The following is an 11,054-nucleotide window of genomic DNA, read 5'->3' on the forward strand; positions in this document are numbered from 1 at the left end:
CTTACATGCGCTCCAGGGTTTCCAGGCCGAGCAGTTCCAGACCTTGTTTCAGGGTGCGGCCGGTCAGTGCGGCCAGGCGCAGGCGGCTTTGCTGCTGTTCCGGGTTCTCGGCAGCCAGGATCGGGCAGTTCTCGTAGAAGCTGGAGAACAGGCCGGCGAGGTCGTACAGGTAGCTGCACAGTACATGCGGAGTGCCTTTGTCGGCGACGTTGTTGAGGATTTCGCCGAACTGCGCCAGGCGTGCGGCCAGGTCCTGCTCGTGAGGCGCCTGCAATACGATCTTGCCCTCGACCTCGTCAAAGCCTTTGCCGAGCTTGCGGAAAACGCCGGCTACGCGGGTGTAGGCGTACAGCAAGTAGGGGGCGGTATTGCCTTCGAAATTGAGCATCAATTCGAAGTTGAAGCTGTAGTCACTGGTGCGGTGCTTGGACAGGTCGGCATATTTGACAGCGCCGATACCCACCACTTCGCCGATGTGGCGCAGATCGTCCTCGGCCAGGCTTGGGTTCTTTTCCTTGACCAGGGTGTAGGCGCGCTCCTTGGCTTCGGTAAGCAAGTCGATCAGCTTCACGGTGCCGCCGTCGCGGGTCTTGAATGGACGGCCATCGGCGCCGTTCATGGTGCCGAAGCCCATGTGTTCCATTCGCATCGGATGGCCGACGAAGCCGGCACGGCGGGCCACCTCGAACACTTGGTTGAAGTGCAGGGCCTGGCGCTGGTCAACGAAGTACAGGGCGCGATCGGCCTTGAGCACGTTGCTGCGGTAGCGCACTGCAGCCAGGTCGGTGGTGGCGTACAGGTAGCCGCCGTCGGCTTTCTGCACGATTACCGGCAGAGGTTCGCCTTCGCTGTTCTTGAATTCCTCGAGGAACACGCATTGTGCGCCCTGGTCTTCGACCAGCAGGCCCTTGGCCTTGAGGTCGGCGACCACATTGGCCAGGTCATCGTTGTAGGCGCTTTCGCCCATCACGTCGGCCATGGTCAGTTTGACGTTGAGCAACTCGTAGGTTTTCTGGCAGTGCGACAGCGAGATGTCCTTGAAGCGTGTCCACAGCGCCATGCAATCCGGGTCGCCGGCTTGCAGCTTCACGACCAGGCCACGGGCGCGGGTAGCGAACTCTTCGGATTCGTCGAAACGTTTTTTGGCGGCGCGGTAGAAGTTTTCCAGGTCCGACAGTTCGTCGCTGGTGATTGGGTTTTCTTCCAGATACGCCAGCAGCATGCCGAACTGGGTCCCCCAGTCGCCCACGTGGTTCTGGCGGATCACGTCATCGCCGAGGAATTCCAGCACGCGCGCGACACTGTCACCGATGATGGTCGAACGCAGGTGGCCGACGTGCATCTCCTTGGCCAGGTTCGGCGCCGACATGTCGATCACGACCTTTTCCGCCGGCCCCGCCTTGTGCACGCCCAGGTGGGCATCGGCCAGTGCGGCGTCCAGGCGGTTGGCCAGGGCGTCGGTGTTCTGGAAGAAGTTCAGGAAGCCTGGGCCGGCGATCTCGACCTTGCTGATGTCGGCGCTGGCCGGCAGCGCATCGATCAGCTTTTCGGCCAGGTCGCGGGGCTTCATGCCCGCAGGCTTGGCCAGCATCATGGCGATGTTGCTGGCGAAGTCGCCGTGGGTCTTGTCCCGGGCGTTTTCCACCTGGATCGCCGGCGACAGCCCTTCAGGCAGCACACCGTCGGTGACGAGTTGGGTGAGGGCTTGCTGGATCAGCTGGCGAATGGTGTCTTTCATGGGGTTCTCTTTTCGACCGCAAGCGCGGTGGAGCGCCTGGATGCGCAGGTGGAAAAACTGGGCATTATCCGTTGCTGGGGCCGGGTTGCCAACCTTTGCGCGGCAACCTTAATAAAGGTCGACTGGATCGACATCCAGTGACCAGCGTACCTGACGCCCGCTCGGCATCTGCTCCAACACTAGCAACCAGGCGCTGATCAGTCGATGCAAGGGGGCGCGGGTGTTGGCCTGGATCAAGAGTTGAGCGCGGAAGCGTCCCGCGCGGCGCTCCATCGGTGCAGGCACTGGGCCCAACAGCTCGATACCAGGCAGGGCCTGCTCGGCAACCAGTCGCTCGGCTGCGGCGCACGCCTCGTCGAGGAAGCTTTCTGCCTGGCCCGGTTTGTGGGCTTCGGCACGCAGCAGGGCGAGGTGGGAATACGGCGGGAGGCCCGCCGTGCGGCGCTCGCTCAGGGCCTGTTCGGCGAAGGCGAAATAGCCTTGCTCGGTCAGTTGCACCAGCAGCGGATGATCGGCCAGGTGGGTCTGGATGATGACCTTGCCTGGCTCCTCCGCACGGCCAGCACGGCCTGCTACCTGGACGATCAACTGCGCCATGCGCTCGCTGGCGCGGAAATCGCCGGAAAACAATCCGCCATCGGCATCGAGAATGGCAACCAGGGTCACCCGCGGGAAGTGGTGACCCTTGGCCAGCATCTGGGTGCCTACGAGAATGCTCGGCTGGCCGCGCTGGATGGTGGTGAAAAGGTTGTGCATGGCGTCCTTGCGAGCGGTGCTGTCGCGGTCGACGCGCAGGATCGGGTAGTCCGGGAACAGAACCTTCAGGCGCTCTTCGGCCCGCTCGGTACCGGCCCCCACAGGGCGCAGGTCGACGTGATTGCACTGCGGGCACTGCTGCGGCAGGCGCTCGTCATAGCCGCAGTGGTGGCAGCGCAGGACACCGGAGCGCTGGTGCACGGTCATGCGGGCATCGCAGCGCGGGCATTCGGACAACCAGCCGCAGTCATGACACAGCAGGGTGGGGGCAAAGCCGCGCCGATTGAGGAACACCAGCACCTGCTGGCCGGCTTCCAGGGTCTGGCGGATGGCCTGCTGCAGTGGGCCACTGATGCCACTGTCCAATGGCAGGCTTTTCACATCCAGGCGCAGCATGCGCGGGGCGCGGGCGCCGCCGGCGCGCTGGTTCATGCGGAGCAGGCGGTAGCGTCCGGTCAGGGCGTTGTGCAGGGTTTCCAGCGAAGGTGTCGCGGAGCCGAGTACGATCGGGATGTTCTCTTGATGCGCCCGTACCAGCGCGAGGTCGCGGGCGTGATAGCGCAGCCCTTCCTGCTGTTTATAAGAGCCGTCGTGCTCCTCGTCGATGATGATCAGGCCTGGGTTCTTCATCGGCGTGAACAAGGCCGAACGCGTTCCGATGATGATGTCGGCTTCGCCATCACGGGCGGCCAGCCAGGCGTCGAGGCGCTCGCGGTCGTTGACGGCCGAATGCAGCAAGGCGATGCGGGCATTGAAGCGTTGCTCGAAGCGCGCCAGGGTCTGTGGGCCCAGGTTGATCTCCGGAATCAGCACCAGTGCCTGCTTGCCGGCCTCCAGGGTTTCGCGGATCAGTTGCAGGTAGACCTCGGTCTTGCCGCTGCCGGTGACACCAGCCAGGAGAAAGGCGGCGAAGCTGCCAAAGCCCTCGCGCACGGTGTCGAAGGCCTCGCGCTGCTCTTCATTGAGCGGCAGTTCCGGCTGAGCCAGCCAGTGCTCATGCCGTGCCCCGGGCAGATGGCGGCGGACCTCGACCTGGACCAGGTCCTTGGCCAGCAGCAGGTCCAGGCTGTCCTTGTTCAGGTTGAGTTTGCTCAACAGGCTATGGGCCACGCCGTGCGGATGCTGGGCCAGTGTCTTGAGTGCATCACGCTGGCGCGGAGCACGGGCGATGCGTGGGTCTTCCAGGCGCGCGCCAGGGGCGACGTGCCAGAAGCGCTCCTGGCGCATCTCGGCCGGTTCACCCTGGCGCAGCAGGGAGGGCAGCGCCCAGCTCAGGGTGTCGCCCAAGCTGTGCTGGTAGTACTGGGCGGTCCACAGGCACAGCTTGAACAGGGCAGTGGGCACGGGTGAGACCGGGTCGAGCAGGGTAATCGCCGGCTTTAGCTTGTCAGCGGGCACTTCGCTCTGGTCGCAGACCTCCACCAGCACGCCGATGATTTCGCGCCGGCCGAATGGCACGCGAATACGCATGCCAGGCTCCAGTACCTGGCGCGCCATGCTCGCCGGTGCCCGATAGTCGAACAGGCGACGCAAGGGAGAAGGGAGGGCAAGGCGCAGTATGACGTCGGACACGCGGAAGGTCTCGGCAGGGTATTTCAACGAGTGGCGAGACTAGCAGACGACCGTCGGTGCAAGCGACAACTTGCGCTGACGCTGTGCTCTGGTATTATTCGCCGCCTAATTACGTGCGGTATTCAACAATTGGTGTTGGGTGGCGGCACGCAGCTCGAGGAAGTGACCATGAAAGCAGATATTCATCCGAACTACGAAGTAGTTGCAGTCACCTGCAGCTGCGGCAACAAATTCGAAACCCGTTCGACCCTGGCCAAGCCGCTGGCGATCGACGTGTGCTCCCAGTGCCACCCGTTCTACACTGGTAAGCAGAAAGTCCTGGACACCGGTGGTCGCGTACAGAAGTTCGCCGATCGCTTCGGTATGTTCGGTACCAAGAAGTAATCATGCGCATGGCGAATCCTTCGGGCTTCGCATTGCTGCAAAAAAAGGCGCCCCTTGTGGGCGCTTTTTTTGTGGGCGCGATGTGGCATTTTCCGGCTCTGGCGTTCTGCCCGCTGCCGGAAAACCCGCAGATGGTAGCCGTGCGACAGATCGTCGATGGCGATACCTTGCGCCTGACCGACGGTCGCAGTGTGCGTCTGATCGGTATCAATGCCCCGGAGATCGGGCGCCAAGGGCGCAGCAGTGAGCCTTACGCCGAAATGGCCAGGCAACGCCTGCAGGCGTTGGTCAAGGCCAGTGATGGCCGCGTAGGCCTGGTGCCGGGTGTCGAGGCAAAGGACAGGTACGGCCGCACCTTGGCCCATGTCTACGGCCGCAATGGCGACAATTTCGAAGCTCGTTTACTCAGCGAGGGGCTTGGCTATCGTGTCGCGGTCGCGCCCAATGTTCGCCTCGCCGGTTGCCAGCAGAGCGCCGAACAGGCAGCGCGTGCTTCCGGAGCGGGGTTGTGGCGACGTTCACCGGTGGTGCGCAGTGGCGATGTCAAACGGTCCGGGTTTGCCGTGATCGGCGGCAGAATCACCGGCATCGAGCGCAATCGCGGTGGTGTCTGGCTCGAACTCGACGATGCGCTGGTGCTGCAGGTTCCCGCTCGTCTGCAACGCAACTTCCCTTCGAGCTTCTTCGATAACCTCAAGGGACGCCAGGTCGAAGCGCGTGGCTGGGTGCTGGACCGTTCCCGCAAGGGGGCGCTTAAGCCAGGGCAGCGACGCTGGGTGTTGCCATTGACTGATCCGAGCATGCTGGAGCGCGTTTCACGGTGAAATAATTGTAGACATTTCGCTATCAGATTGTACACACTGGAAGCCGTATCCACCGTGGGTTGTAGCGTAAAGTCGTAGGCTAAAGGCCTTGACACAAGTGACTGACCAGTCTTGTGGCTCCCCGGCTCTTTGCGTATCCTCGGCGGTCCGTCAGAACAGTAAATAGCGGAATGCCCACCATGTCAGACCTGAAAACCGCCGCTCTCGAATATCACGCTCAACCTCGTCCGGGGAAACTGAGCGTCGAGCTCTCCAAGCCAACTGCCACCGCCCGCGACCTCGCCCTGGCCTACAGCCCAGGTGTTGCCGAGCCCGTGCGCGAGATCGGCCGTGATCCGGAGCTGGCCTACAAATACACCGGCAAGGGCAACCTGGTTGCGGTGATCTCCGATGGCACTGCCATCCTCGGTCTGGGTGACCTCGGCCCACTGGCGTCCAAGCCGGTCATGGAAGGCAAGGGTGTTCTGTTCAAGCGTTTCGCTGGTATCGATGTATTCGACATCGAAGTCGACTCCGAAAGCCCACAGGCGTTCATCGACACCGTCAAGCGTATCTCCATCACCTTCGGTGGTATCAACCTCGAAGACATCAAGGCGCCTGAGTGCTTCGAGATCGAGCGCACCCTGATCGAGCAGTGCGATATCCCGGTCTTCCACGATGACCAGCACGGCACCGCTATCGTGACTGCCGCTGGCATGATCAACGCCCTGGAAATCGCCGGCAAGAAACTCGAAGATGCCAAGATCGTCTGCCTGGGTGCTGGTGCCGCCGCTATCTCCTGCATGAAGCTGCTGGTCAGCATGGGTGCCAAGGTCGAGAACATCTTCATGATCGACCGTAGCGGCGTGATTCACGCCGGTCGTGACGACCTGAACCAGTACAAGGCTCAGTTCGCCCACGCCACCGACAAGCGCACGCTGGCCGATGCCCTGGATGGTGCCGACGTGTTCGTTGGTCTGTCCGGTCCGAACCTGCTGAGCGCTGAAGGCCTGAAGTCGATGGCAGCCAACCCGATCGTGTTCGCGTGCTCGAACCCTGATCCGGAAATCTCCCCAGAGCTGGCCCACGCCACCCGCAGCGATGTGATCATGGCGACCGGTCGTTCCGACTACCCGAACCAGGTCAACAACGTGCTGGGCTTCCCGTTCATCTTCCGTGGCGCTCTGGACGTTCGTGCCAAGCGCATCAACGAAGAAATGAAGATCGCCGCCGCCGTCGCCCTGAAAGACCTGGCCAAGCTGCCGGTGCCGAAGGAAGTCTGCGAAGCCTACGGTGTTGAAGGTCTGGAGTTCGGCCGTGAGTACATCATTCCGAAGCCGCTGGATGCACGTCTGATCACCGTCGTTTCCGATGCCGTGGCCAAGGCTGCGATCGAATCCGGCGTGGCTACCCTGCCGTATCCGAAGCACTACCCGCTGAAAAGCGTGGATGAAGTGTTCAACGGCTGATCCAGTCGTAGCGATGTGAAAAAGCCCTGGCTCGCGAGAGTCGGGGCTTTTTTTCGCTTGAGTTTTGTGGGGGTGTAAATCGAGCGGCGCATCGCGAGCAGGCGCGATAAAAGGCGCTTGCGCGCATCTACCACTGACGTTACTGGCCCGAAACAGACGTAGGAGCGAGCCTTGCTCGCGATGCGCCGCGCGGGCGGCGCTCGATTCACGTACCGCCGCGGCGCTAGGCAAGCACCCGAACGGGCTTAGAACAGATCCATCGGCGCTGCTTCATCCGCTGGCAGCGGGCTACCTGGCGCTGCGCCATTGCCCAGTTCATCCACCGAGGGCGGTGAGTCTTCGGCCTTGAACAGCTCGAAGTAGGCGTTCGGCGTGCTTGGCGAGGCGGCACGACCGCTGATGGGGTCGACCCGCAGGCTGAGAATGCCTTCCGGCTCGGCCGGCGCATGGTTGGGCTTGTCCTTCAGCGCCGCGCCCATGAAGTTCATCCAGATAGGCAGGGCCACGGTGCCGCCATATTCGCGGCGGCCAAGGGTTTCCGGCTGGTCGAAACCGACCCATACCGTGGTGATGTAGTCGGCGTTGTAACCAGAGAACCAGGCGTCCTTGGACTCGTTGGTGGTACCGGTCTTGCCTGCCAGGTCGGTACGGCCCAGGGCCAGCGCACGACGGCCGGTGCCTCGCTTGATCACGTCCTGAAGCATGCTGGTCAGGATGTAGGTGGTGCGGCCATCAATGATCTGCTCGGCAGCCACCGGTGCTTGTGGGGTCGGTGCGACCTGGCCGTAGCTGGACGGTGCTTCACCTGGCATCGCGGCCGTGCTGATCGGCTGCTCCGGCGCAGCCAGACCTGCATGGTCTTCGGCGCCTTGCGGGACGCGTGCCGGATTGGCGGTGAACAGGGTCTCGCCGTTGCGGCTCTCGATGCGCTCGATCAGGTAGGGGTTGATCTTGTAGCCGCCATTGGCAAAGGTGCTCCAGCCGGTGGCGATTTCCATGGGCGTCAGGGTTGCGGTCCCCAGCGCCAGCGACAGGTTGCGCGGCAAGTCCTGCTTGTTGAAGCCGAACTTGGCGATGTAATCGATGGTGCGGTCCACGCCCATCGCCTGCAGCAGGCGGATCGACACCAGGTTTCGCGACTTGTACAGGGCTTCGCGCATGCGAATCGGCCCCAGGAACGTGTTGGTGTCGTTCTTCGGACGCCAGACCTTGTCCAGGTACTCATCGACGAACACGATCGGCGCATCGTTGACCAGGCTGGAGGCGGTGTAGCCGTTGTCCAGCGCAGCGCTATAGATGAAGGGCTTGAAGCTCGAGCCCGGTTGGCGCTTGGCCTGCATCGCGCGGTTGTAGTTGCTTTGCTCGAACGAGAAGCCGCCGACCAAGGCGCGGATCGCGCCGTTGTAAGGGTCGAGGGTTACCAGAGCGCTTTGTGCGCCGGGAACCTGGCTGAACTTGAGCTTGCCATCATCCAGGCGCTGCAGGCGCACCAGGTCGCCGATCTGGGCGACATCGGCCGGCGATTGAGGCGCGCGACCCTGGGAGTTGGTGTTGATGAACGGGCGGGCCCATTTCATGGTGTCCCAGGAGACTTCTTCTTCCTGGCCGCCACGGGTGAGCACTTTCAGGCCGCTCTTCTCGACCCGGGTAACGATGGCAGGCTCAAGCCCGCCCAGGGTGCGCTGCTTGTTAAGCTCTTGCAGCCAGGCTGCCTGGGTCTTGCCCGGGAAACGTGCCTCGGGGCCGCGGTAGCCGTGGCGCTCATCGTAATCGGAAAGCCCATTGAGGACGGCCTTGTTGGCCATTTCCTGCATGTCGCTCGGCACCGTGGTGGTCACCCGGAAACCTTCGGTATAGGCATCGCTGCCGTAGCGGCCAACCATCTCGGCGCGGGCCATCTCGGCGATGTAGGGTGCATTCACCTCGGGCGTCGGCACGTGGTAGCTGGCGTTCAACGGTTCGGCCAGGGCGGCCTGGTAGCTTGCCTCGTCGATTTTGCCGAGCTTGTACATGCGGCCGAGAATCCAGTCGCGGCGCTCCTTGGCGCGTACCGGGTTGGCCAGCGGGTTGAAGCGAGACGGAGCCTTGGGCAGGCCGGCGATCATTGCCATTTGTGCCAGGCTCACGTCACGGATCGACTTCCCGTAGTAAACCTGAGCGGCGGCCTCGATGCCGTAAGCGCGGTTACCCAGGTAGATCTTGTTGACGTACAGCTCGAGGATCTCGTCCTTGGTCAGTTCGCGTTCGATCTGCAAGGCAAGGAGGATCTCGTTGGTTTTACGCGAGAAGCTGCGCTCGCTGGTGAGGAAGTAGTTCTTCGCCACCTGCATGGTGATGGTGCTGCCGCCGGTCTGGATGTGCCCGGACTTTACCAGCTGGCTCGCAGCGCGCATCAGGCTGCTTGGGTCGACGCCATAGTGGTTAAGGAAATTGTCGTCCTCGGCAGACAGAAGCGCCTGAATGAACTGTGGGGGAATTTCCGCGAAACGAATTGGCGAGCGGCGCATTTCGCCGAACTCGGCAATCAGCTTGCCGTCGCTGCTGTACACCCTGAGCGGGATCTGCAACTGGATACTTCTGAGCGATTCGACCGAGGGCAGGCTGGGACTAAGATACAGAAACGCACCGCTCACACCGAGTACGAGCGCGCAGGTGACTGCGACGAGTGACCACCAGAAGAACTTCAGCAGGCGTATCAAGGCTTTTGGGTGTCCAGGTTGAGGAGTGAATTGCGCGTGGGTCCGGCGGACAAAAAACGCTGGGCATTATAAGCATTTTTCGTCTTTCCGGGTGACCGGCCGGGTGGCTTGCGCAACCGTCCGGCCCATCAGGCCAGGTTGTGGTCTGCCCATTGAAGCAAGGAAACAAGGATGTTTGGACGCTTCGGCAAGGATGCCGGTTCATTGTTGGGGGTGGAAATCACCTCGGATTCCGTACGAATGCTGCAACTTCAGCGGCGACGTGGGCGCTGCCAGGTGCTGGGGTGGGCCGTAGAGCCAATCGATCTGCCTTCGGTGGGCGAACAGCTGGCGGATCCCGAGCGGATCGTGTCGGCTTTGCGACGGGCCCATCGGCGAACGGGCATTCGTCAACGCCAGGTTGCCATGGCCCTGCCGGCGAACCAGGTGATCTGCAAGGTGTGCCAGTTGCCGGCAGGTCAGTCTGAAACCGAGCTCGAAGCGCAATTGCTGCTCGATGCCGATCAATTGTTTCCCTTCCCGCTTGAAGACCTGGCGTTGGACTTTCAGATATTGGGTGCTTCTCCGGTGCAGCCCGGTACGCTGGACGTCATGGTGGTGGCGTGCAGGCAGAGCGCCCTCGACCCGTTCGAGGCGCTGTTCCTCGATGCCGGCCTGGCGCTTGAGGTGGTGGAGGTCGACAGCCTGGCCTTGCAGCGGATGCTGCCAAAGCCCGGTGCCGATGATCTGGCTTTGGTCCGGATCGAGAGGGGCAGTGCGACCTTGCATTACTGGCCCCAAGGCGCGTTGCCGCAACGCCGGGAGGTGCAGTTAGCGCCGCCCGCCACCCGGGAGCAGGTGCGCTGTGCCGTGCAGCAGCTGCTGGACGAGCATGTGTCGGTCAGCGACATTCTGGTCGCCAGTCATGCTCCTCCCGAGCCAGGGCTGTTCCCTGAGTGGCGGACGCAGCGTGTGGCCCCTTGCCGGCGACTTCCGCCAAGGCCTGGCCTGGGTAATTGCAGCGAGACGTTGGTCCTTGCCTATGCCCTGGCGTTAGGAGGTATGGGTCAATGCCGCGCCTGAACCTGCTGCCTTGGCGTGAACGGCATCGACAGGCCGCGCTCAAGCGATTCAAGGTCTCCTTGGTTGCCAGTGGGGCCCTGGCTTTGTGCCTGGTGATCGCGCTCGATCAGCTCGCTCGCCAGCGTGTGCAGCGTCAACTTGCGCTCAACCAGCACAAGGAGGCGAAGCTTGCCGAGTTGGGTGAGCGAATGCAGTTGCTTGAGGAATCCCAGGTGGCCCTTGCGTCACTGCGCGAACAGCTCCAGGCGCTGGAAGGGCTACGGGCGGAGCAAGGTGTCCTGCAGGCCGTGTTCGTCGATCTGGAACGCGCTATTGCGCAGGGCGTTCAACTGACCGAGCTGAAGCTCGTGGATGGGCGACTGCGGATCGTCGGGCTCGCGGGGTCTGGTGCGCTGCTGGCCCAGTTGCTGCGCGATCTGGAGCGCTCATCGGTGTTGCTCGATCTTCAGCTGCACAGGGTCAGGAGTGTGCCGGGTGGTGACGAATTCTTGCTCGTGGCTCAGGTGCGAGCGTCCTGGTCATGAGGAGGCTGCAGGCAGTGGACTGGCAGGGGCTCGTGGGGCGCTCCACG

The 11,054-nt window shown here is 62.7% G+C and carries 8 protein-coding genes; 5 read left to right on the forward strand and 3 right to left on the reverse strand.

Annotated elements, in window-relative coordinates:
* Position 1 precedes the first annotated feature (1 nt).
* Entirely contained in the window at positions 2 to 1,738 is a 1,737-nt protein-coding gene (argS, locus tag P3R38_RS01520) for an arginine--tRNA ligase (RefSeq protein ID WP_023378217.1), read from the reverse strand.
* Positions 1,739 to 1,846: 108 nt separating this feature from the next.
* Positions 1,847 to 4,066 carry a primosomal protein N' gene (locus P3R38_RS01525; RefSeq protein ID WP_023378218.1) on the reverse strand — a complete coding sequence of 740 codons (2,220 nt, stop codon included), beginning with the start codon at positions 4,064 to 4,066 and terminating at the stop codon, positions 1,847 to 1,849.
* 168 nt (positions 4,067 to 4,234) lie between these two features.
* Here P3R38_RS01525 and rpmE point away from each other — a divergent pair, with 168 nt between their 5' ends.
* From rpmE to P3R38_RS01540, 3 genes are all read left to right on the forward strand, one after another.
* Positions 4,235 to 4,450, forward strand: coding sequence for a 50S ribosomal protein L31 (rpmE, locus tag P3R38_RS01530; RefSeq protein WP_023378219.1), 216 nt, complete (start codon positions 4,235 to 4,237; stop codon positions 4,448 to 4,450).
* Between the two features lie 2 nt (positions 4,451 to 4,452).
* On the forward strand, positions 4,453 to 5,274 hold the full coding sequence (locus tag P3R38_RS01535; RefSeq protein WP_104882284.1) for a thermonuclease family protein: 822 nt from the start codon (positions 4,453 to 4,455) through the stop codon (positions 5,272 to 5,274).
* Positions 5,275 to 5,453: 179 nt separating this feature from the next.
* Positions 5,454 to 6,722, forward strand: coding sequence for a malic enzyme-like NAD(P)-binding protein (locus P3R38_RS01540; RefSeq protein ID WP_023378221.1), 1,269 nt, complete (start codon positions 5,454 to 5,456; stop codon positions 6,720 to 6,722).
* 245 nt (positions 6,723 to 6,967) lie between these two features.
* Here the strand turns inward: P3R38_RS01540 and P3R38_RS01545 are convergent, their stop codons facing one another.
* Entirely contained in the window at positions 6,968 to 9,421 is a 2,454-nt protein-coding gene (locus P3R38_RS01545) for a penicillin-binding protein 1A (protein WP_027907909.1), read from the reverse strand.
* Positions 9,422 to 9,592: 171 nt separating this feature from the next.
* Here P3R38_RS01545 and pilM point away from each other — a divergent pair, with 171 nt between their 5' ends.
* Together pilM and P3R38_RS01555 are read left to right on the forward strand one after the other, a co-directional pair.
* Positions 9,593 to 10,483 carry a pilus assembly protein PilM gene (gene pilM / locus P3R38_RS01550; protein WP_104882282.1) on the forward strand — a complete coding sequence of 297 codons (891 nt, stop codon included), beginning with the start codon at positions 9,593 to 9,595 and terminating at the stop codon, positions 10,481 to 10,483.
* A complete protein-coding gene (locus P3R38_RS01555; protein ID WP_277686767.1) occupies positions 10,471 to 11,007 on the forward strand; it encodes a PilN domain-containing protein in 537 nt (178 codons plus the stop codon). The genes pilM and P3R38_RS01555 overlap by 13 nt, the downstream gene beginning before the upstream one ends.
* Positions 11,008 to 11,054 lie beyond the last annotated feature (47 nt).

The organism is Pseudomonas sp. NyZ480 (assembly GCF_029537255.1).
Lineage (GTDB): Bacteria > Pseudomonadota > Gammaproteobacteria > Pseudomonadales > Pseudomonadaceae > Aquipseudomonas > Aquipseudomonas taiwanensis.

Bases quoted from the DNA above. Each gene is read 5' to 3' on its own strand.
- argS (WP_023378217.1), bottom strand. From the start codon at position 1,738: ATGAAAGACACCATTCGCCAGCTGATCCAGCAAGCCCTCACCCAACTC.
- rpmE (WP_023378219.1), top strand. From the start codon at position 4,235: ATGAAAGCAGATATTCATCCGAACTACGAAGTAGTTGCAGTCACCTGC.
- P3R38_RS01535 (WP_104882284.1), top strand. From the start codon at position 4,453: ATGCGCATGGCGAATCCTTCGGGCTTCGCATTGCTGCAAAAAAAGGCG.
- P3R38_RS01540 (WP_023378221.1), top strand. From the start codon at position 5,454: ATGTCAGACCTGAAAACCGCCGCTCTCGAATATCACGCTCAACCTCGT.
- pilM (WP_104882282.1), top strand. From the start codon at position 9,593: ATGTTTGGACGCTTCGGCAAGGATGCCGGTTCATTGTTGGGGGTGGAA.
- P3R38_RS01555 (WP_277686767.1), top strand. From the start codon at position 10,471: ATGCCGCGCCTGAACCTGCTGCCTTGGCGTGAACGGCATCGACAGGCC.